Below are 20964 nucleotides of genomic sequence, written 5' to 3' on the forward strand. Positions count from 1 at the left end.
TCCCAGCCCCTTCCTCTGTTTCTGGCGCGGACCCCTACTGGACCTATTCGGCCAGAGAAGCACGACGCCGGTGGAGCCCCCAGCTACCGCCCGACGTCGTGCATCTGCGCCTGGCCCCGAGAGGCCCGTTCGGCCCAGTCGGGCCGATGGAGATCGATGAGGATCCGCGCGAGTCCTCGTGCCCGGGTCGCTGCCTGCCGGTCGCCTTCGATGGCAGCGACCATCGCGCCCTTGGTCAGGATGTGGAACGACCAGGCGAATCCCTCAGGGTCGTCGAGCCCGGCGGCCTCCGCGAGGGCGGCGAGCCGCCTGCGGATCGCTGCGAGGTGGCCCATCGCGGCGCGGCCCAGCGGGTGCTCGGGTCCCATCTCGATCATGACGTGCAGGAAGGTGCTCACCTCGGCAGTCCCACGTCTGAACCAGTCGTCGAGGACCGTGAAGGCGGCGAGCAGCGCGTCATCAGGGGTGTGACTCCGTGCGATCGCGTCTTCGATCGCATCGTGTCGGGTTCGGTACCAACGGTCCATGTAGGCGAGGACCAAGGCTTCTTTCGATGGAAAATGCCGGTAGAAAGTGGCTTTCGCCACACCCGAGCGCGCGATGATCTCGTCGACACCCACGTCCCTCACGCCCCGCCTGGCGAAGAGCTCGTAGGACGTCTCCAAGATCCGTTCGCGAGCCGCGGGGCGCTGAGCCACTTGTGCCCGGCCGTGATCTCGACCGTCCATGCGATCCATAGTAGCACTCTAGACAGACAGGTCTGTCTACTTGTATAACTCTTCCTAGCGGGACAGACAGGTCTGTCTCGTTTGGACGGAACTGGACAGAACCGGCCAGGAGCCCCGGGGCCCGGGAACGGGCAGGGGGCCGGGCCGGCCGGAAGGACCGGGACGCCGCGTGTGCGGCGGCAAGGAGGATGGCGCTGTGAGTGAGTCGAAGGCTCGTCTGAAGGTGTTGGCCGGCGGGCGCGGGGATGCCCTGCGCGGGGCCGCGGCTGTGGAGGCCCCGCAGGAGGGCCAGGAGGGCCAGGAGGCCCAGGAGGGGCAGGGGGCCCAGGAGGGGCCGCGGGAGGCGGTGCGGGGGCCGCTGGGTGCGGAGGCCGCGGTTCTGGTGGCGGAGCATCTGGGGGTGGCGGATGCGCTGGCGCGCCGGTATCGGGTGCCGGGGCATGATCCGGAGGACCTGCGCCAGGTGGCGCGGCTGGGGCTGGTGATGGCGGCGCAGCGGTACCGGGAGGGGTCCGGGCATGGGTTCGTGCCGTTCGCGGTGCCCACGATCACGGGCACGATCAAGCGTCATCTGCGGGATCAGTCGTGGGTGGTGCGTCCGCCGCGGTCGGTGCAGGAGCTGCGTCTGGGGGTGCGGGCTGCGCGGGAGCGGCTGGAGCAGGATCTGGGGCGTGAGCCGACCACGGCGGAGCTGAGCGAGGCCACGGGTGCTGCGGCGGGGAAGGTGGCCGAGGCCCGGGGGGCGGACTCGGCGATGGTCGGGGTGGCGATCGAGCCTCTGGACGGGGTGTCGGAGCCGGAGGCGGGGGGTGCGTCCTCGTGTGTTGTCTCGTTCACGGATCCGGGGTTCGAGCGGGTGGAGGAGCGTCAGATGCTCGCTGCGGCGCTGGAGGGGGCGAGTGAGGAGGACATGCGGCTGATCCGGATGCGTTTTGTGCAGGAGATGAGCCAGAGCGAGATCGCTGCCGAGCTCGGGGTGAGCCAGATGCAGGTCTCGCGCCTGCTGCGCCGCCTCCTGGACCGCATGCGCCGCAAGATCGCCGCCTGAACCCGCAACACCCACACCCTCACGACGGACGTCCTCACCCGGCTCAGCGCCGCGGGAGGTCCAGTGCCACGGGAGGCGCCGGGCCCTGGACCAGCGGGGCGGCACCTTCTCTGGCTCTACGCCACGGCACACTGAGGCATCCGACCGGGTTCTCCGGCCGTTCCGCCCGCCCGCGGCGCGGCCTAGTCTGGCCGTGTGGCAGTGACGCACGCCGAACAGACCCGCGCCGAACAGACGCACGCCGAACAGACCCGCGCCGAACAGGCAAAGGCGGGACGGGCCCTGCGCGAGGCCGTGCCGCGCAGGGACCAGGGCACGTACCGGGCATCGGGCCGGGACGCCGTCGCGATCCTGTCCGGACAGCACGAAGGCCGCCTCGAGGACCTCGTGCCGCTGAGGGTGGGGCGGATGCTCGAGAGCCCCTTCGCCTTCCTCCGCGGCGCCGCCGCAATCATGGCAGCAGACCTCGCGGGTGCCCCCGTCTCGGGCCCGCGGGTCCTCGCGTGCGGCGATGCGCACCTTGCCAACTTCGGCTTCTTCGCGAGCCCTGAGAGGCGCCTCCTGTTCGACCTGAACGACTTCGACGAGGCGTTCCCCGCGCCGTGGGAATGGGAACTGAAGCGGCTTGCGGCGAGCGCATGGGTCATGGGCCGCACGAATGGGTACTCAGAGGCGCGGTGCCGCGAGGCCGCGGAGGGGGCAGCCCGGGAGTACCGGGAGACCATCCGGGAGCTGCACCGGAAGACCGCCGTGGAGCGGTTCTACTTCCAGGTCGAGACGGACCTGCTCGCCTCGGCGCGCCGCTCGGGGTTCCTCAGCGGCGATGCCCGGAAGGCGCGGCGCAGGGATTCGGAGCAGGTGCTGTCCCAGATCGGGACCCGCACCGAGGACGGCTCCCTGCGGATCGTCGACCAGCCGCCGATCATGCGGCACCCGGACGTGCTCGCGATCGACTACCTCGAGGAGCTCTATGCGTCCTACCGCCGCACGCTGCGTCCGGACGCATCCCTCCTGCTGAGCCAGTACCGGCTCGCGGACTACGCGCTGCGCGTCGTCGGCGTCGGCAGCATCGGCCTGAGGTCCTGGATCGTCCTCCTCGAGGGCCCGACGGGAGACCCGTTCGTGCTGCAGGCCAAGGAGGCGCGGCCCTCGGTGCTGCAGACGCACGGCGGGCTCACCGTGCCGCCCGGCTTCGTCGCCGCCGATCTGGCCTTCCACGGCCAGGGCTACCGGGTGGTCGGGTCACAGAGGGTCCTGCAGGCCCAGTCGGACACGTTCCTGGGGTGGATCCGGGACACGCGCAGCCAGGGCGACGCGCCCCGGGACTACTACCTCCGCCAGTTCCGGGACATGAAGGGCACGGTCAACCTCACGCGCCTGAGCTCGGACCATGCGCTCCGGTACGCGAAGCTGTGCGGACGGCTCCTGGCCCGCGCCCACACGCAGAGCCCCGGGAGCGGCGCGATCGCCGGCTACCTCGGCCGGTCGCCTGCGGCGGACGCTGCGATCGCCCGCTGGGCGCGCGCGTATGCCGACCAGACCGAGGCGGACCTCGCGGCGCTCGCCAAGGCCGTGAAGTCCGGCCGCGTGGCCGCGGAGCGGCAGGGCGACCGCGGCGACTAACCTGCCGCCGTCGTGCGCTTGACCTCTCCCTGACCGGGTAGCACGGTGGAAGGGAGTGAACGGCGCGCTCGTCAGGTCGGTCACACGGGGCCGTGCCGGCGCGCCGGGACGAGAGGGAGGATGCCATGCCCATGGTCAAGGACCTCATGACCCCGAACGCCGAATGCATCGGTGAGAAGGACACCCTGCGCCTCGCTGCCGAGCGGATGCGCAGCCTCGACGTCGGCTCCCTGCCCATCTGCGGCGAGAACCGCAAGATCATCGGGATGCTCACCGACCGCGACATCGTGGTCAGGTGCCTCGCGGAGGGCGGTGACCCGGACATCGTCCTCGCCGGCGACCTCGCGCAGGGGCGGCTGTACTGGGTCGACTCGGAGGCGACGATCGAGGACGCGATCGCCGTCATGAGTGAACACCAGGTCCGACGCCTGCCGGTCATCCACGACCACAGGCTTGTCGGCATCATCTGCCAGGCGGACATCGCCCGCCACTACGCCGAGGAGAGGGTTGGCGAACTGGTCGAAGGCATCTCCGCCTGACCCCGCCCGGCGCCCGGGCCGCGCGAGGCGGCCTGGCGCGTGGCGGGAGCGTGGCGCTGCAGTGGCCCTGTCAGCCACCATCGTGGCGGGGCTGGGCGGCTGCGGCGCCGCGCCGTCTGCCGAGTCCCTCAAGCAGCCGCTCACCACGGCGTCGAGTGCCGCGCACTCCGCAGCCCTCGCGCTCACCCTGATGATCGATGGCCGCACCACCCACGCCGCCGCCGAGACGGTGGTCGGCGACATGGTCCGCGAGGCCGAGTCCGCCCTCAAGGACGTCAGGGCCCTCGAGGCGCGCACTCCCGAGCAGGCCGGGCAGCGCGATGCCGCAGCATCCGCCGTCGACCGGCTCGCCGGCACGCTCGCCCACGTGCGGGACGGCCTCGCGCACGACGGCGCTGCCTCACCCGCCGCGGACCTCCTCGCCGAGGTGCGGGGCGCGGAGGCGGGCATCCAGGACGCGGCCGGGGGGATTGGGGCGAACGTCCCGTGAAGCGGCTCCTCGGCGTCGCGCTCGGCATCCTGACGGCGATCGGCGGGTTCGTCGACATCGGCGACCTCGTCACGAACGCCGTCGTGGGCTCCCGGTTCGGGGTCTCGCTCGCGTGGGTCGTGGTGGTCGGCGTCGTGGGGATCTGCCTCTTCGCGAACATGTCCGGGCGCGTGGCCGCCGTGTCCGGGCGCGCTACCTTCGAGGTGATCCGCGAGCGGCTCGGCGCCCGGGCGGGGCTCGCCAACCTCGCGGCGTCGTTCCTCATCAACCTCATGACGGTGACGGCGGAGGTCGGCGGCATCGCCCTCGCGCTCCAGCTCGCGATGGGGGTCCAGTACGAACTGTGGATCCCGCTCGCGATCGTCGCCGTGTGGCTCGTGATCTGGCGGGTGCGGTTCTCGATCATGGAGAACGTGACCGGGCTCCTGGGCCTGTGCCTCGTGGTCTTCGCCGTGGCCCTCGCGCTTCTGGGCCCGCAGTGGGGCGATCTCCTCAAGGATGCGCTCACACCAGCCGTCCCCTCCGGCGAGTCGGCCGGAACCTACTGGTACTACGCCATCGCCCTGTTCGGCGCGGCCATGACCCCGTACGAGGTGTTCTTCTTCTCCTCGGGCGCAGTCGAGGAACGCTGGGGGCCCAAGGACATCGCGCAGTCCCGCATCAACGTCTTCATCGGCTTCCCCCTCGGGGGGTTCCTCTCGCTCACGATCGCCGTATGCGCCGCCGTCGTGCTCCTGCCAGCCGGGATCGAGGTCGTCTCGCTCTCCCAGGTGGCCCTCCCCGTCGCGCAGGGGGGCGGCCAGATCGCGCTGGCCGTCCTCATCGTCGGCATCGTCGCGGCGACGTTCGGGGCGGCGCTCGAGACCACCCTCTCGAGCGGGTACACCCTGGCCCAGTACTTCGGCTGGTCGTGGGGCAAGTTCCGCCGGCCCGCCGAGGCGGCGCGCTTCCACCTGGCGATGATCGTGTGCCTCGTGGTCGCCGGGGCGGTCCTCGCGACAGGGGTCGACCCCGTGCTCGTGACCGAGTACTCGGTGGTCTTCTCGGCGATCGCGCTGCCGCTGACCTACCTGCCGATCCTGATCGTCGCCAACGACCCCGGCTACATGGGAGAGCGGGTCAACGGGCGGGCCGTGAACGTCGTCGCCGCGGTCTTCCTCGTCATCATCCTCGTCGCCTCCGTCGCGGCGATCCCCCTCATGATCATCACGGGAGCCGGACAGTGACCACCACCCCAGACCGCCTCGAGAAGGCACCCCGCTTCGCAGGCCGAGTCCTCGACGCGCAGCTGCACCTCCTCGACCGACAGGTGCTCGATGCCGACGGCGTCCCCGTCACGACCGTGGACGACCTCGAGCTCGACGGCCACGACCCAGACCAGCCGATCGAACCGGGCGCCCCGGCCCCGCGGATCGCCGCCCTCGTCACCGGCCCCGTCCTCGCCACGCGGATCTTCGGCGGGCGCGCGCCGGCAAGCCGGCTGCTGCGCGTGCCCTGGTCGGCAGTGTCCAAGGTCGGGACCGTCCTCAGCCTCGGCGTCCGAGCCGAGTCGCTCGACGCCTCCTGGACGGAGCGGTGGGTGCGGGACCACATCATCGCGCGGATCCCTGGAGGCCGGCATGATCCTCAGTGACGTGCTCGGGGCGGCGGCGCTGGATGCGGAGGGGAAGCGGCTCGGCGTCGTGTCCGACCTGCGCTTCGTGCTGGAGGGCGGGCCTGACGCCCAACTCGCGGCGCCCCGGCTGGTCGGTGTCCTCGTCAGCCCGCGGACGGCGAGCTCGTTCCTGGGCTACGAGCGCCAGGGCATCGACCAGCCATGGCCCATCGCGCAGATCCTCAGCTGGCGGCACCGCGGCTCGTTCCTCGTCCTGTGGGACGACCTCGCGAGCCTCGGCCCCGAGTCGGTGCGGCTCAGGAAGGGCTACACGGCCTACGAACCCAGTCTGCGCGGCTAGCTCCATAGCACATCGTGTTTCATTCGTCCGCATCCGGGAAGAAATGTGACCATGAACACACTGCTCATCATCGCCGGCGTCATCGCGATCATCCTGCTGCTCGTCGGAGGGTTCAACCAGGCCCTGAGCTTCCTCCTCTGGGTCGGCATCATCCTCCTGGTCCTCGCCCTCATCGGCTGGGTCCTCGGACGCGCCCGGACCTGACCGCGGCACACCCTTTTCCCCGCCGGCGCGCCCCGGCACCCATGCCCGCCTCTGCCGAGGCGGGCATGCGCGCGCCTAGCATGGGGCCATGGCTGAGTTTACGATCACGCGGAGTGCCTTCATTCCAGCGCCGCCGGAGGCCGTCTTCCCCCTCGTGAACAGCTTCCGCGAATGGGCTTCCTGGTCGCCGTGGGAGGGCCTCGACCCCGCGCTCCAGCGCACGTACTCGGGGCCCGAATCCGGCGTGGGGGCGGCCTACTCCTGGAAGGGCAACCGCAAGGCCGGTGCCGGGAGCATGCAGATCCTCGCCTCCCACGCGCCCGCCAGCATCCGGATCCGGCTGGTGTTCGTCAAGCCCTTCAGGGCCGTGAACCCGACGGGCTTCACCTTCGAGCCCGACCGCGGCGGCACCCGCGTCACCTGGTCGATGAAGGGCGAGAACAAGGGCGTCGCCGCGCTGTTCTCGAGGTTCGTGGACATGGACAAGATGGTCGGCAGGGACTTCGAGAAGGGCCTCGCACGGCTGGCCCAGCGCGTCTCCGAGCGGAGCTGACGGGCCGCCCTGCTGGGCGCGCCCGCGCTGGCGCGCCCCAAGGCTGGCGCGCCCCAAGGCAGGCGCGCCCCAAGGCAGGCGCCGCCCTACGGCAGGCGCGAGGGGCGGAGCGCCGCCGGCTCGCCCGCGCTCGCGGGATCCAGCGGCACGGGGCTGACGAGCACGGCCGGCCCCCGGCGGAGCGTCCCCGACGTGAGCGGGCGGCAGCGGATTCCACCTCGCCCCCGCATCGCCGCATGCGCCCCCGGCGCCAGTACCCTGTCCATCCAGGCACACGGATGCGCCGGCCTCCCGCCGTGGAGGCGCACGACGCCGCCGCCCGACTCGAGCACGAAGTCCCGCCCCACGAGCGGGCTGAGCTGCGCGCCCCGCAGGATGACGTTGCGCCTGGTGAAGAGCGGGTCGAAGGGCTCCTCCTTCGCCCCTCGGCCCAGCTCCTTCCCGATCGCCTCGAGCGCCTCCACGGCGAAGAGGGTCACCGCGGCGTCCATATGGGCGGCCTTGCCGAAGAAGCGGTCGCCCACGATGCCCTTGCCGGCCACGACCTCCACGCTCGCCGCGTCCTCGGACGGGACGTCCGCTACGCCGTCGCGCGCCCGGCCGAAGTAGGCGTGGGCGGGGGAGACGAGCAGGTGCAGGACCTCGACGTCGTACCTGAACTCCATTCCCCCCACGCTACGCCCCGTCTGGGCTGCCGCGGCACAATACGAAACATAAACATGCCGATATTTGTATGAGGTTAGCCTTACCTCTTAGGGTAGGTGGCGATGACCGCCCAGCCAGCCGCCGCCCAGCCAGACCTCGCCGGGGTGTCCTTCGCCGCAGCACTCGAACGGCACGGAGACCGCCCCGCGGTCGTCGTGCCGGGGGCCGCCGGCAGCAGCACACTCACCTACCGCGACCTCGCGCGCCGCGTCGACGAGGTGGTCCGGCTCCTCGGCCCGACCCGCCGGCTCGTGGCGCTAGAGCCCGCCAACGACCTGCCCTCGCTGACCGCATACCTTGCGGCACTCGCGGCCGGGCACCCCCTGCTCGTCCTCCCGACCGGCAAGCCGGACGCCGCCGAGGCGATCATCGCCGCCTACGACCCCGACGTCGTCATGCGCTCGCCGGGCCTCGGCACTCCCGGCCTCGGCACACCCGTGGGGGGCGCCGAATCGGCCCCGGCCATCCACGAGCGCCGCCGCGGCACCCGACACGAGCTCCACCCGGACCTGGCCCTCCTGATCAGCACGTCCGGGTCGACGGGCTCGCCCAAGCTCGTGCGGCTCTCCTCTGAGGGTGTCGAGGCCAACGCCTCCGCCATCGCGCAGTACCTCCACCTCCGGGACGCGGACCGCGCGGCCACCACGCTCCCGATGTCCTACTGCTACGGACTCTCGGTCATCAACTCCCACCTCGAGGTCGGCGCGGCGGTGGTCCTGACCGACCTCTCCGTGGTGGACCCGTGCTTCTGGGACCTGGCCCGGACGGAGCGCGTGACCTCGTTCGCGGCGGTGCCCTACACTTTCGACCTCCTCGACCGAGTGGGGTTCGCGGACATGGACCTCCCGCACCTTCGCTACATCACCCAGGCCGGCGGGAAGCTCGAGCCCGAACGGGTCCGCCGCTACGCCGCGCAGGGCCGCCGCCGCGGCTGGGACCTCTTCGTCATGTACGGGGCCACGGAGGCCACCGCGCGGATGGCCTACCTCCCGCCCGACCTCGCTGCCGAGCACCCCCACGCGATCGGAGTGCCCATTCCGGGCGGCTCGTTCCGCCTCGACCCCGTGGACGGCCTCGACGGCCCCGACGGCGAGCCCGTGCACGAGCTCGTCTACTCGGGCCCCAACGTCATGCTCGGCTATGCCGAGGAACCTGCCGACCTGTCCCACGGCCGGACCGTCGCCGAGCTGCGCACCGGGGACCTCGCCCGCCGCACCGGCCCCGGCCTCTACGAGATCGTGGGCCGCCGCTCGCGGTTCGTGAAGATCGCCGGCCTGCGCGTGGACCTGGGACAGGTAGAGCGGATGCTCGCGCACGACGGCGTGGCCGCGGCCGCCGTCGGCGACGACACCCGCCTCGTGCTCGCCGTGGAGACGGCGCACGACGGCGGGCCGGTCGCCTTCCCCGGGCCCGTCGCCGACGCGAAGCTGGTCGCCAAGGACCTCGCGGCGCGGCTCGGGCTCCCGCGGGCCGCCGTCGTCGTGCGTCCCGTGGAGTCCATCCCGCGGCTGCCCAACGGGAAGGTGGACTACGGGGGCGTCCTCGCCCTCGCCGCCACAAGCGGCGGGCCGGCGACCGCGCGGCGGGACGGCCTCCGCCCGAATCCGTCCGCCGGGCCCAGCACGGCCGACATCGCGCGCATCTTCGCCGAGGCCCTCGAAATCGAGCACGTGGGCGGGGAGGACACGTTCGTCTCGCTCGGCGGCGACTCGCTCTCCTACGTTGCCGCGTCCGTGCGGCTCGAGTCCGCACTCGGGACCCTGCCCCTCGGATGGCACCTCATGCCGGTCGCCGAGCTCGCCGCCCTCGCCCCGGATCCGGACCTGTCCGCCGACGGGGCCCTGCACGCGGACATCCCCGCCTCCCACCCCGCCCCGGTCCCCGGCGGGGTGCGGCACCCGGGCGCGGGCCGGCGTCGTGCGCGGCCCCTGCTCAGCCGGGCCGTCGCTCCCATGGAGACCGGGATCGTGCTGCGCGCGCTGGCAATCGTCTTCATCATCGCGACGCATATCGAGTGGTTCATCTGGCCGGGAACCGCCCATGTGCTGTTCGCGCTCGCCGGATTCAACTTCGCCCGCTTCCAGCTCACGGGCAACCGTCGGGAGCGCCTGCGGAGCCAGGCGCGGTCGCTGGCGCGGATCCTGGTGCCGAGCGTCGCGTTCATTGCGTTCGCGTACGCCGTCACGGGCGACTACACCGTGCAGAACATCCTGCTGCTCAACTCGCTGCTCGGCCCCGAGGGGTGGAACACGACCTCGCGGTTCTGGTTCGTCGAGGAGCTCGTGTACGTCCTGCTCGCCGTCATGGCACTCCTCGCGTTCCCCTGGGCGGGCAGGGCCCAGCGGCGGTGGCCGTTCGGCTTCCCCCTCGCGCTGTTCGGCATCGCGCTCGCCGAGCGGTTCCACCTCATTCCCCCGGTCGCGCACCAGGGCCCGGTCCTGTGGCTCTTCGCCCTCGGCTGGGTCACCGCCGCCGCGCGCACGCTCTGGCAGCGTTCGCTGGTCACGTTCCTCGCGCTCGTCACCGTGCCGGGCTTCTTCCACAACGAGTACCGCAACGCGACGATCCTGGCCGGGGTGCTGCTCCTCCTCTGGCTGCCCACGCTGCCCGTCCCGCGCGGGCTGCATCGGCTCGTGGCGGTCCTCGCCTCGGCCTCCCTGTACGTGTACCTCTCGCACTGGCTCGTGTACCCGCTCGTGGTCGAGGCGGGTGGGCGGCTCGGCCTTGCCGGAGGCGAGGGCAGTGCCTTGGCCGGGGCGGCGGTCGGCGTCTCGCTCGTCGCGGGCACGGCCTACTGGGCCGTCGCCTCGCGGGCGATGGCCGCCGTGGAGCGGGTGTGGCGCCGGTCCCGGGCAGCTGGGGCATTCAGCCGATCACGGGGCGTTCCTGCTCAAGGTGCCTAGTCGTCGTCAGGTCCCTCCGCGGGATCCTCGGAATGGGCCCGGATCTCGGTCGCGTCGAGCTCGGGATCGCCCTCGGCGGGTGCCTCGGTGTGCACACGGTCGTCGTTGTCGGGCTCGAATCCTGACATCGGTCATCGCCTCGTTCATGTCCGCGGGACCGGGACCGCGCCCAGCGCGCGATGGGGTGCCGGTCCTCCTCCCAGCCTAGACCCGGGTGCCGCGGTCGGCTACGGCGCGTGTCGCGAGGCCTACTTGAGGCTCAGGACCGCGGCGAGCGGACGGCCGTTGACGAGGATGTTCGCCTGGGCCGCCCCAGCCGCGGTGATGGCGGTGCGCTCCAGTTGCGCCGTGACGCGCGGGACGTCGCAGCGCCGGCGAGGGTGAACGTGCCGGACAGGTAGACCGTGATCGTGCGGCCGTCGTACGCGGCGCCCTCGTACGTCAGGTCCGACTGGTACAGCGCGTTGTACAGCCCTGACTGCCCCAGCATCGCCCGGTGGTCGGCCAGGAGCCTCCGCATGCTCGGCGCCACCTGGTCGCGGAAGCGCTCGGGGGCTGTGGAGGTGGCGACCAGGCTGTCGCCGCACCCGATCGCGGGACCCGCCACCCCGCCGTCGCCCACCGCCACGTAGTAGATGGTCAGGGCCGCGACCCTCTCGGGCAGCTCCGCGGCCGGTGCGGTGCCGGCGGGAGGGGCGGTGGCCGGCGTCGTGCCCGCGGCGGTCGGCGACGGCGTGCCCCGCGAGGACGACGGCGGCGCGCTGGCCGGCGTCGCGCCCGCGGTGGGCGTCGGGGAGCCGGGTGCGGAGGCGGGGGAGGGACTCGGCGCGGACGGCGCAGGCGCGGAGGACGCCGGGTACGAGGACGGGGGCGCCGACGGCGCGGGGCCTGTCTGCGGGAAGCAGCCGGAGAGCGGGAGCGCGGCGAGCAGGCTGAGAAGGGCGAGCGCGGGCCGCCGGTTCCCCATGGGAGCCCCCTTCGTCACGGGCTGGCCCCGGCGGGGGAGGGCACCCGCCGCCGGGTGAGACCACCGTAGGCCCGCGGACCGGGGCGGATGAATGCCTGCGGGCTCACGCTTCGGCAGCGGTTGGGGCACGGGGCGGCAACGGACGCACGGGCGTGGGGGCGGAGGTGTCACGGCTGGGGCACGGCGCCCCGGATAGGCCTGTTTCGGCGGCAGAGGGGTCCACCGAGCAGACGGGGTTACCGGGTCGGCGGGCTCACCCTGCCGGTCGGCTCACCGCGGATCGGCGAGGTCGACCTGCTCGAGGTGCTCCGGCACCCGGGCGCGCCAGCCCAGCTCGTGCTGGATCCGGCGGCGCAGCGCATCCGAGGCCTCCGGCTCCCCGTGCGTCACGTACACCATCCGGGGCGCGGCGGAACAGGCGCCCATCCAGCGCAGGATCTCGTCTGCGTCGGCATGCGCCGAGAGGTTCTCGAGGCTCACCACCTCCGCGCGGATCGGAACGTCGCGGCCGTAGATCCGCAGCGAGGCGGCGCCGTCCAGGAGGGAGGCGCCGCGCGTGCCGCCGGCCTGGTACCCGCTGAGCACGATGGCATTCTTCGCCTCGCCGCCGTACGCCTCCACATGGTGCAGGACGCGGCCGCCCGTGAGCATGCCCGACGCCGAGATGATCACCATGGGACCTCCCCGGAGGTTGAGGAGCTTCGAGTCGTCCGGCTCGCGGACCATGGTCGGCAGGTTGTACATCTCGCGGAACTCGCGCTCGTCGATCCGGTGCTCGTCGCGGTGGTCCCGGTACATCTCGCTCGCGTCCACGGCCATGGGGCTGTTGAGGTAGACGGGGATGTCCGGGATCTTCCCCTTCCGGCGCAGCCGGGCGAGGTGGAGCATGAGCGTCTCGGCCCGACCCACGGCGAACGCAGCGATCACGACGACGCCGCCCCGCTTCGCGACCCGCCGCACCACGTCGCCGAGCGCGTCCTCCGCGCTCTCGGCGGGGTGCGCCCGGTCTCCGTAGGTCGATTCCGCGACGAGGACCTGCGCGGGCTCGAGCGGCTCCGGCGGATTCATGAGCGGGTCGTCGCGGCGGCCGAGGTCCCCCGTGAAGTGCACGGTGAGCTCGCTCCCGCCGGCGCCGAGGGTGACGCGGACCTGCGAGGCGCCGAGAATGTGCCCCGCGGGGACGAAGCGCACGCTGATCCTGTCGCCGATCTCCAGTGGCTCGCGGAACGGGTGCGGCCGGAAGCTGCGCAGGGCCTCGACGGCGTCGGCGGCGGTGTAGAGGGGGCGCGGGGGATGGTGCCGCGAGGACCCGCGCAGGCGCGCCGTCTCCGCCTCCTCCTCCAGCAGGTGCCCGCTGTCCGGGAGGAGGAGCGTGCAGAGCTCCGCAGTGCCCGGTGTCGCGTAGACCGGCCCGCGGAAGCCGTCCCGCACGAGAGCCGGCACATAGCCGCTGTGGTCGAGGTGCGCGTGGGTGAGCACGACGGCGTCGATCGACGACGGCGGAAGCGGCAGCGGGGCGCGGTTGCGCTCGCGGAGCTTCTTGTAGCCCTGGAAGAGGCCGCAGTCCACGAGGATCCGCTGGCCGTCGTGCTCGAGGAGGTACCGGGACCCGGTGACCGTGTCCGTGGCTCCCCAGAAGCTCAGGTGAGTGCCGCCGTCGTGCGTCATGGCGCCCAGCGTAGGGCGAGGGGAGCGTGGCGGCCACGGCCTTTCGGCCCCGACGCCGCCCCACGCCCCCACCGACGTCTAAAGGTCAGGTCCTGGGGGTCACATGAGGTGACCTTCAGGAGGTGACCTTCAGGAGGTGACCTTCAGGACCTGACCTTCAGGAGGTGACCTTCAGGAGGTGACCTTCAGAGTCAGTTGGCGGAGGCTGCCTCGAGCACGGCGGCGGGGGCCGCGAGGGAGGCGAGGACGTTCTTGATGCCCTCGACGACCTCGGCGTCGTCCTTCGGCTCCACCTCGGCGAAGCGCGAGTAGGAGGCGCCGACGGCCAGCGTGACGTCCTCGAGGACCTCTGCGCCGGCGATCTTGAGGGACTTGCGGACGTCGTCGTGCGCCCACACGCCGCCGTACTGGCCGGCGGAGGTCCCGATGACCGCGGCCTTGGTGCCGGTCGCGGAGGAGGCGCCGAACGGACGGGAGATCCAGTCGATCGCGTTGTTCAGGACCGCCGGCATGGTGCCGTTGTACTCCGGGGTGACGAACAGGAGGCCGTCCGCGGCCGCGACGGCGGCGCGCAGCTCGGCGGCCTTGGCCGGGACCTTGCCCTCGACGTCGAGGTCCTCGTTGTAGAACGGGATCTCCTCGAGGCCGGCGAAGGTGGTGACCTCGGTGCCCTCGGGAGCGGCCGCGGTGGCCACCTCGGCGAACTTGCTGTTGACGGACTCGGCGCGCAGGCTGCCGACGAGGGTCAGGATCGTGTTCTCGGCCAAGGTTTCTCCTCTGGTAGACGGCGTCCCCGCGGTGCGCGGCGACTTCTGTGATGCGTCAACCAATGAGGCGGGTGCCCTGTTCCGATCTGCGGCGTGGGCTTGGTCACATGGCGTCCCGCGCGGTGTCCCGGCAGCATGCCAGAGGCCCCGCAACACCGGTTGCGGGGCCTCTGGCGTTGGGTCGGCGCGGTCAGGCGGCCACGAGCGCGTGCCAGTCCTGCGCGAGCGGGAGGCCGTGGGCCTCGGAGACCGAGCGGTGCGTGACCTGGCCGGCGGCCACGTTGAGGCCGGAGGCGAGCGCCGCATCCTTCTCGAAGGCTCCCTTGACGCCGAGGTCCGCGAGCAGGACGCCGTAGCGCAGGGTCACGTTCGTGAGCGCGTAGGTGGAGGTGTTCGGAACCGCGCCGGGCATGTTGGCAACGCAGTAGAACGTCGTGTTGTGGACCTGGAAGGTCGGGTCCTGGTGGGTGGTCGGGTGGGAGTCCTCGAAGCAGCCGCCCTGGTCGATCGCGATGTCCACGAGCACGCTGCCGGGCTTCATCCGGGCCACCAGCTCGTTGGTCACCAGCTTCGGCGCCTTCGCGCCAGGGATCAGGACCGAGCCGATCACGAGATCCGCCTCGACGAGGGACTTCTCGATCTCGTACTTGTTCGACGCGACCGTCTTGAGGCGGCCGCCGTAGAGGGCGTCCAGCTCGGTGAGGCGGCCGATGTTGATGTCAAGGATCGTGACGTCCGCACCGAGGCCCATGGCGACGACGGCGGCGTTGGTCCCTGCCATGCCGGCGCCGAGCACTACGACCTTGGCTGGGCGGACACCGGGGACGCCGCCCAGGAGCACGCCCTTGCCGCCGTTCGGTGCGAGGAGGGCCTGCGCGCCCACCTGGACCGAGAGGCGCCCGGCGACCTCGGACATCGGCGCGAGGAGCGGAAGCTTCCGGCCGTCCTGGACCGTCTCGTAGGCGATCGCAGTGACGCCGGAGTCGAGCAGGGCACGGGTGAGATCCGGCTCGGCTGCGAGGTGGAGGTAGGTGAAGAGGATCAGGCCCTTGCGGAAGTAGCGGTACTCGGAGGCGATCGGCTCCTTGACCTTCATGACCATGCCGGCCCGCGCCCACACGTCGGCGGCGTCGGTGACGAGCTCGGCGCCGGCCACCATGTACTCGTCATCGGTGATGCCGGAGCCGACGCCGGCGCCGCGCTCGACGAGGACCGTGTGTCCGTGGGACACGAACTCGTGCACTCCCGCGGCCGTGATGGCCACGCGGAACTCGTTGTTCTTGATCTCCTTGGGGACTCCGATGATCACTTGTGTCTCCGTCTGTGTTCGAGGGGGCCGGCTGTGTTCGAGGGGGCCGGTAAGCCCCGTCCGGGGCCGTTCTTCGGTGCTTCCAGCGTAGGCCCGTTTGTGAGACAGCTAACAGGTATACCACCATGCGCCCGTCTGCGGCCCCGGAATTCCGGGCTTTTCACGGATTGCGGTCCGACATTTGTCGTGGCTCAGGGCGGCAACTGTCCCCGCATGTGGTCGCGAGGAGGATATGCTGGAGTCCATGCGTCATGGCGTCGAGGATCTGGTGGAAGCGGCGGCGGCCAAGCTCGGGCGGGGGCTGAGCGTCGAGGACCTCGACGGGCTGCTCATCGCCTACTCGTCCAACCAGTCCCAGGCCGACCCGGCGCGCGTGAACTTCCTCCTCTCCAAGCGCCTGCCGGCCGACGTGCAGGCGTGGCAGCTGTCCCACGGCGTCGCGACCGCCGTCCGGCCCGTCACCGTTCCCGCGAACCCGGACCTCGGCATGTACGGGCGCGTGTGCGTCCCGCTGCTCGTGCGCGGCTTCAGGGTCGGCTACCTCTGGGTGCAGCAGAACGCGGGGGAGGAAGGCTCCGGCGGGATCCTCGCGGCACTGCCCGCGGTGCGCCTCGAGATCGAGCTCATCGCAGGCCTGCTCCTGGAGTCGAACACGGCCGAGTCGGAGCACCGGCGCCGACGCGAGACCGAGTTCCTCGCCGCGGCTGCCGGGGACAAGTCCGCGCTCGCCGCCATTTCCGGGTGGCGGGAGGTCCACGGCCACGCCCCCTGGCAGGTCGTGGTGCTGGTCGACCCCGAGGGCGTCACCCCGTCGGACCCGCAGGCCGCTGTGGTCGCGACGAGCACCGCGGCCCTGCAGGCGACCGCGGGAATCGACCCGGCGCTCTTCAGCGTCGGGACCGAGACGCACGCCGTCGTGCTCTTCGCGGCCACCACCGCGCGGGCGAGCCACGCGGCCGTCCTCACCCACTACGAGCGCGAGCTCGCCAAGCGCTCGGGCCGCCCGGCGGGCCGCGTGCTCGTGGGTATCAGCGAGCCGTTCTCGTCCCTGCGCGAGCTCGGCGAGGCGTACGCCCAGGCCAAGACGGCCGTCCAGGCCGCGGCCGTGGACCCAGTGCTGGGCGAGCTCGTGGACGCGCGCAGCGTGGGCGCCTACCAGCTCATGGGGGCCCTCGCGGCCGAGCCGACGAGCATCTACTTCTCGCTCCTCGAGGCCGAGGACCGCAACGACGAGCTCCTGCCCGTGCTCGAGATGCTCTACGACAGCGATGGCGCCGTCCAGGCGGTCGCGGACAAGCTGCACGTCCACCGCTCCACGGTGTACCACCGGCTCGCACGGGTGCGGAAGATCATCCGGGCCGAGCCGCTCTCCGGCCGGGTGCGCCAGGAGCTGCACCTCGCGCTCAAGGCCCGCCGCTGGGCCGCCCGCCCCCGCCTCTAGCCGTCCCCCGCCCGCGAGGAGTCACGTCCCTGCGACGTCTTCTGGGCCGCCACCCACGCGAGCACGTCCTCGCGCTTGATCCGCCGGTGCGTGCCGCGGTACTCGACCGGCCAGGTGCCGTTGGTCGTCAGCTTGCGCACGTACGAGTGGCTGATCCCGGCCAGCTCGGCCGCCTGCGCCACCGTCAGGACGTCGTCGGCGCTGGTGACGGTCACGGCCTCCCCGCGGGCGAGCCGGGCCAGGAGGTCGCGGACGGCCTCGTCGGCGGCGCCCGTCAGCCGGTGCGCGGTCCCGTCCACGAACACCGCCACGTCCTTCGCCTCGAGCGCCTCCGCCAGGCGGGCTGCGTCGTCGGGCTCGAGGGCCGGTGTGGTGCGCGGGGCGAATCGGCTCATGCGCCCAAGCGTAGCGGCGGCCCGTGCGCCGCGCAGACGCACGACGGCGGGTGCGCGGCCCGTGTGAGCCGCGCACCCGCCGTCGTCGGTGCGTGAGGAAGGAAGGTCAGGCGTTGACCTTGGCCTCCTCGTGCAGGGTCTCCGCGTGGTTCGCGATGCGTGCCTGGTGGACCGGGGACTTCTTCACGAACTGCCACGCGATGCCGAGGACGATGAACCAGACCGGAGTCACGAGCAGCGCGGTGAGCGTGTCCGGCTGGGTGGTCAGGGCCCAGACGAGGAAGGCGAAGAAGGCGAACACGGCCCAGACCATGACGCGGCCACCGGGCATCTTGTACTTCGACGCCGCGTGGAGCTCGGGGCGGCGCTTGAGGAAGACGAGGTAGCTCACGAGGATCATCGACCACACGAACATGAAGCAGACCGCGGAGACGGTGGTCACCATGTCGAACGCCTCGCCGATGCTCTTGCCCGCGTAGAGGAGCACGACGCCGGAGAGCAGCAGCACGCACGAGAGGAACAGCGCGTTCTGGGGCACCTTGCGGGAGGAGAGCTTGCCGAAGACCGACGGCGCGTCGCCCTCCATCGCGAGGCCGAACACCATGCGCGAGGTCGAGTAGATGCCCGAGTTGGCGCTGGACATGGCCGAGGTGAGGACCACGAGGTTGACGAGGGTCGCGGCGGCGCCGAGGCCCGCCAGGGAGAACATCCCGATGAACGGCGAGTGGCCGGCCTTGAACTCCATCCAGGGCGTGACCGACATGAGGATCACGAGCGCGCCGACGTAGAAGAGGCCCACGCGGACAGGGATCGCGTTGATGGCGCGGGGGAGGTTGCGCTCCGGGTTCTTGGTCTCGGCGGCGGCCGTGCCGACGAGCTCGATGCCGACGAAGGCGAAGACGGCGATCTGGAAGCCGGCGACGAAGCCCATGAACTCCTTGGGGAAGAAGCCGCCGTGCTGCCACAGGTTCGTGAACGAGGCCGTGCCGGCGCTCGAGGAGAAACCCGTGAAGATCATGTAGAGGCCCGTGACGATGAGCGCGACGATCGCGACGATCTTGATGAGGGCGAACCAGAACTCGACCTCGCCGAACGCCTTGACGGTGGGGAGGTTGAGGGCGAGGAGGATGAGGATCGTGGCGATGCCGGGGATCCACAGCGGGATGCCGGGCCACAGCTCGTTCGCGTAGCCGGCGATCGCGACGACGTCGGCGACACCGGTGACCACCCAGCAGAACCAGTAGGTCCAGCCGGTGAAGAAGCTGGCCCAAGGGCCGAGCAGGTCGCCCGCGAAGTCGGAGAACGACTTGTAGTTGAGGTTGCTCAGGAGGAGCTCGCCCATAGCCCGCATGACGAAGAAGAGCATGAAGCCGATGATCATGTAGACGAAGATCACCGAGGGGCCGGCCACCGAGATGGTCTTGCCGGAACCCATGAACAGGCCGGTGCCGATGGCACCGCCGATCGCGAGCAGCTGGATGTGGCGGTTGGACAGTCCGCGTGAGAGGTGGGGCTCGTCGGCGTGGCTCGACGTTGAGCCGGTCGGGGCCCCCGGGACGTTAGGCGTAGTCATAGTGCGCAAGCCTTCGCAGTGTTTGCCATCAATGTGATGCCCCTAACAGGGCCATTCCAGCGTACAGCCACCACGGTGTGCTCTTGACCATACAGAGTGTCTTGATCGTCACATCGAACGTGCGACAGATGTCGCATCGCGCGGCGCGCCCATGCTTTCGTGCATTTGTCTGACAAATCCTCGGCCGGTAGCGTTTTCGGGCAGATACGGAAGTACTGAGGAGCCACCATGTCCTACGGAAGCCACCAGCACCACGCGCTCAGGGTCGTCGTCGACTCGGCGAACGAGCTCGACTCGGCGCTGGGCAGTGCGATCGGCACGCTCCAGGAGCGCGCCGCGGCAAACCCGTGCTGCGGCATCCTCGTCACGCGCGAGGCCGCCGGGGAGTTCACCGTCGCGCTCGACGAGAGTGTCCCCTTCGGCGTCACGCAGCAGCGCCTGGCCTGACGGCGCTCCCTATTCCGCAGGTTCCGCGGGCGCCCGCCTCATGGCGGCCTTCGGATCCTGCAGCCTGACGTTCGGCAGCGCGAGGGTGACCAGGAACGCGACGACCATGAGCGCGCCGGCGGTGAGCATCACGCCGTCGACCGCCTGGGAGAAGCCGTCCTTGACCGGGTGGGTGAGCACGGCGTCCGCGTTCCGGAGCCAGCTCGTGTCATTGAGGCTGTCGGTGCTCAGGCCGCCCGAGGCTCCCTGGAAGAGGTCGAAGAGCTGGCGGTTGGCCGGGTCCGCGCGCACGGACGGGTCGCGGAGCGCTTGGGTGAACTCGGGGCGGGAGGCCGCAGCCTTGAGCGCGTCGCCGACCTTGTCCGCGGCGAGGCTGAAGAGCATCGAGATGAAGACCGCCGTCCCCACGGCCCCGCCCATCGAGCGGAAGAAGGCCGCCGTCGAGGTTCCCACGCCCATGTCCTTCAGCGGCACGGCCGTCTGCATGGCGAGGACGAGGGGCTGCATGCAGCAGCCCAGCCCCATGCCGAAGAACACCGCGACGGCAGCCGGCACCCACAGCGGGGAGTCGACGGTGAGCACGATGCCCATGGTCGCGGAGGCGCCCGTGAGCAGGAGGGCGCCGACCATGGGGAAGACCTTGAAGATGCCGGTGGCGGAGATCGTCCGTCCGGCGATGATCGAGGCCGACATGATCCCGAGCGTGAACGTGATCATGAGCAGCCCGGCCTGTGTGGGCGTGAGGCCCTGGACCAGCTGGAGGTACATCGGCAGCATCGCGATGGCGCCGAACATGCCGACGCCGATGAGGAAGTTCAGCAGCGCCGAGAGCGTGAACTGGCGGCTCGAGAACAGGCGCAGCGGGATGAGGGCGTAATCGCCCGCGCGCCTCTCGACGAGGACGAACAGGGCGAGCCCCGCGGCGCCGATGCCGTAGCACGCGAGTGAGGGGGCGGAGGTCCACCCCCAGCCCCTGCCCTGCTCGGCGACGAGGAGCAGGGGCACGAGGCCCGCGGTGATCGTCGCGGCCCCGACGTAGTCGATGCGCTGGCGCTCGGAGCGGGCCGGCAGGTGGAGGAAGAGGAAGACGGTGACGAGGGCGGCGAGGCCCACCGGGACGTTCACGAAGAACACCCACCGCCAGCCGGTGATCCACAGGATCTGGTCCGCCCCCGCGAAGGCTCCTCCGATCACGGGGCCGAGCACGGAGGAGACCCCGAACACTGACATGAAGTAGCCCTGGAACTTCGCGCGGTCAGCCAGCGGGACGATGTCCCCGATGATTGCCAGCGCCAAGGCCATGAGGCCGCCCGCGCCGAGGCCCTGGATTCCCCGGGCGACGGCGAGTTCCGCCATCGAGTGCACCGAGCCGGCGTACAGGGAGCCGGCCAGGAAGACCGCGATGGCGACCAGGTAGAGCGGCCGCCGTCCGAAGATGTCCGAGAGCTTGCCGTACAGCGGGGTGCTCACCGTCGAGGTGATGAGGTACGCGGTCGTGGCCCACGCCTGCAGGCTCAGCCCGTCGAGGTCGTTGGCCACGGTGTAGATCGACGTCGCCACGATCGTCTGGTCGAGCGAGGCGAGGAACATGCCGAGCATGAGGCCCGTCATGACACCGCGCACCTGGCCCGGCGACACTGAAGGGGCCT

General features: G+C 71.3%; 22 protein-coding genes. 12 read left to right on the top strand and 10 right to left on the bottom strand.

Annotation, left to right across the window (positions count from 1 at the left end; genetic code table 11):
* Window positions 1–83 precede the first annotated feature (83 nt).
* On the bottom strand, window positions 84–737 hold the full coding sequence (locus tag ACQ5BE_RS13140) for a TetR/AcrR family transcriptional regulator (RefSeq protein WP_430297424.1): 654 nt from the start codon (window positions 735–737) through the stop codon (window positions 84–86).
* Between the two features lie 187 nt (window positions 738–924).
* On the opposite strand from ACQ5BE_RS13140, the gene ACQ5BE_RS13145 reads away from it, so the two are divergent.
* The 9 genes from ACQ5BE_RS13145 to ACQ5BE_RS13185 all read left to right on the top strand — a co-directional run bounded on the left by ACQ5BE_RS13145 (window position 925) and on the right by ACQ5BE_RS13185 (window position 7140).
* Window positions 925–1776, top strand: a complete 852-nt coding sequence (locus ACQ5BE_RS13145) for a sigma-70 family RNA polymerase sigma factor (RefSeq protein ID WP_430297425.1) — start codon at window positions 925–927, stop codon at window positions 1774–1776.
* 195 nt (window positions 1777–1971) lie between these two features.
* Window positions 1972–3399: a DUF2252 domain-containing protein gene (locus ACQ5BE_RS13150; protein WP_430297426.1), complete on the top strand. Its 1428-nt coding sequence runs from the start codon at window positions 1972–1974 to the stop codon at window positions 3397–3399.
* 125 nt (window positions 3400–3524) lie between these two features.
* Entirely contained in the window at window positions 3525–3938 is a 414-nt protein-coding gene (locus ACQ5BE_RS13155; protein ID WP_208710637.1) for a CBS domain-containing protein, read from the top strand.
* A 61-nt stretch (window positions 3939–3999) separates the two neighbouring features.
* Window positions 4000–4428: a hypothetical protein gene (locus ACQ5BE_RS13160; RefSeq protein ID WP_430297427.1), complete on the top strand. Its 429-nt coding sequence runs from the start codon at window positions 4000–4002 to the stop codon at window positions 4426–4428.
* Window positions 4425–5654 (top strand): NRAMP family divalent metal transporter, encoded by a 1230-nt coding sequence (locus tag ACQ5BE_RS13165; RefSeq protein ID WP_430297428.1) that lies wholly within the window; start codon window positions 4425–4427, stop codon window positions 5652–5654. The genes ACQ5BE_RS13160 and ACQ5BE_RS13165 overlap by 4 nt, the downstream gene beginning before the upstream one ends.
* Complete coding sequence (locus tag ACQ5BE_RS13170) at window positions 5651–6061, top strand: PRC-barrel domain-containing protein (protein WP_430297429.1); 411 nt, start codon at window positions 5651–5653, stop codon at window positions 6059–6061. The genes ACQ5BE_RS13165 and ACQ5BE_RS13170 overlap by 4 nt, the downstream gene beginning before the upstream one ends.
* Window positions 6048–6383 carry a PRC-barrel domain-containing protein gene (locus ACQ5BE_RS13175; protein ID WP_430297430.1) on the top strand — a complete coding sequence of 112 codons (336 nt, stop codon included), beginning with the start codon at window positions 6048–6050 and terminating at the stop codon, window positions 6381–6383. The genes ACQ5BE_RS13170 and ACQ5BE_RS13175 overlap by 14 nt, the downstream gene beginning before the upstream one ends.
* Window positions 6384–6434: 51 nt before the next feature.
* Window positions 6435–6587: a hypothetical protein gene (locus ACQ5BE_RS13180; protein WP_344300457.1), complete on the top strand. Its 153-nt coding sequence runs from the start codon at window positions 6435–6437 to the stop codon at window positions 6585–6587.
* An 88-nt stretch (window positions 6588–6675) separates the two neighbouring features.
* Window positions 6676–7140 (top strand): SRPBCC family protein, encoded by a 465-nt coding sequence (locus tag ACQ5BE_RS13185; protein ID WP_430297431.1) that lies wholly within the window; start codon window positions 6676–6678, stop codon window positions 7138–7140.
* An 86-nt stretch (window positions 7141–7226) separates the two neighbouring features.
* Here the strand turns inward: ACQ5BE_RS13185 and ACQ5BE_RS13190 are convergent, their stop codons facing one another.
* Complete coding sequence (locus ACQ5BE_RS13190; protein WP_430297432.1) at window positions 7227–7805, bottom strand: MOSC domain-containing protein; 579 nt, start codon at window positions 7803–7805, stop codon at window positions 7227–7229.
* Between the two features lie 102 nt (window positions 7806–7907).
* Between ACQ5BE_RS13190 and ACQ5BE_RS13195 the strand changes: the two genes are divergently transcribed.
* A complete protein-coding gene (locus tag ACQ5BE_RS13195) occupies window positions 7908–10748 on the top strand; it encodes an AMP-binding protein (protein WP_430297433.1) in 2841 nt (946 codons plus the stop codon).
* Here ACQ5BE_RS13195 and ACQ5BE_RS13200 read toward each other — a convergent pair.
* The 5 genes from ACQ5BE_RS13200 to ald all read right to left on the bottom strand — a co-directional run bounded on the left by ACQ5BE_RS13200 (window position 10745) and on the right by ald (window position 15459).
* Window positions 10745–10876: a hypothetical protein gene (locus ACQ5BE_RS13200; protein WP_255405361.1), complete on the bottom strand. Its 132-nt coding sequence runs from the start codon at window positions 10874–10876 to the stop codon at window positions 10745–10747. The genes ACQ5BE_RS13195 and ACQ5BE_RS13200 overlap by 4 nt on opposite strands.
* Before the next feature lie 131 nt (window positions 10877–11007).
* Window positions 11008–11715 carry a hypothetical protein gene (locus ACQ5BE_RS13205; RefSeq protein ID WP_430297434.1) on the bottom strand — a complete coding sequence of 236 codons (708 nt, stop codon included), beginning with the start codon at window positions 11713–11715 and terminating at the stop codon, window positions 11008–11010.
* A 270-nt stretch (window positions 11716–11985) separates the two neighbouring features.
* Window positions 11986–13383, bottom strand: coding sequence for an MBL fold metallo-hydrolase RNA specificity domain-containing protein (locus tag ACQ5BE_RS13210; RefSeq protein ID WP_430297435.1), 1398 nt, complete (start codon window positions 13381–13383; stop codon window positions 11986–11988).
* A gap of 191 nt (window positions 13384–13574) precedes the next feature.
* Complete coding sequence (locus tag ACQ5BE_RS13215) at window positions 13575–14150, bottom strand: NAD(P)H-dependent oxidoreductase (RefSeq protein ID WP_344300464.1); 576 nt, start codon at window positions 14148–14150, stop codon at window positions 13575–13577.
* Window positions 14151–14340: 190 nt separating this feature from the next.
* Window positions 14341–15459: an alanine dehydrogenase gene (gene ald / locus ACQ5BE_RS13220; protein WP_430297436.1), complete on the bottom strand. Its 1119-nt coding sequence runs from the start codon at window positions 15457–15459 to the stop codon at window positions 14341–14343.
* Between the two features lie 244 nt (window positions 15460–15703).
* Between ald and ACQ5BE_RS13225 the strand changes: the two genes are divergently transcribed.
* The gene (locus ACQ5BE_RS13225; protein WP_344300465.1) at window positions 15704–16900 is read left to right on the top strand and encodes a PucR family transcriptional regulator; all 1197 of its coding nucleotides are present in this window, start codon (window positions 15704–15706) and stop codon (window positions 16898–16900) included.
* Here the strand turns inward: ACQ5BE_RS13225 and ACQ5BE_RS13230 are convergent.
* Together ACQ5BE_RS13230 and cycA are read right to left on the bottom strand one after the other, a co-directional pair.
* The gene (locus tag ACQ5BE_RS13230; protein WP_430297437.1) at window positions 16897–17295 is read right to left on the bottom strand and encodes an excisionase family DNA-binding protein; all 399 of its coding nucleotides are present in this window, start codon (window positions 17293–17295) and stop codon (window positions 16897–16899) included. The two genes, ACQ5BE_RS13225 and ACQ5BE_RS13230, sit on opposite strands and share 4 nt — an antisense overlap.
* A gap of 106 nt (window positions 17296–17401) precedes the next feature.
* Window positions 17402–18868, bottom strand: coding sequence for a D-serine/D-alanine/glycine transporter (gene cycA / locus ACQ5BE_RS13235; protein WP_430297438.1), 1467 nt, complete (start codon window positions 18866–18868; stop codon window positions 17402–17404).
* Window positions 18869–19096: 228 nt separating this feature from the next.
* Here cycA and ACQ5BE_RS13240 point away from each other — a divergent pair, with 228 nt between their 5' ends.
* A complete protein-coding gene (locus ACQ5BE_RS13240) occupies window positions 19097–19315 on the top strand; it encodes a hypothetical protein (RefSeq protein ID WP_430297439.1) in 219 nt (72 codons plus the stop codon).
* 9 nt (window positions 19316–19324) lie between these two features.
* Here ACQ5BE_RS13240 and ACQ5BE_RS13245 read toward each other — a convergent pair whose 3' ends face one another.
* A complete protein-coding gene (locus ACQ5BE_RS13245; RefSeq protein ID WP_430297440.1) occupies window positions 19325–20926 on the bottom strand; it encodes an MDR family MFS transporter in 1602 nt (533 codons plus the stop codon).
* Window positions 20927–20964 lie beyond the last annotated feature (38 nt).

The organism is Sinomonas sp. B1-1, from assembly GCF_050474465.1.
In the GTDB taxonomy this organism is placed as follows: Bacteria; Actinomycetota; Actinomycetes; order Actinomycetales; family Micrococcaceae; genus Sinomonas; species Sinomonas flava.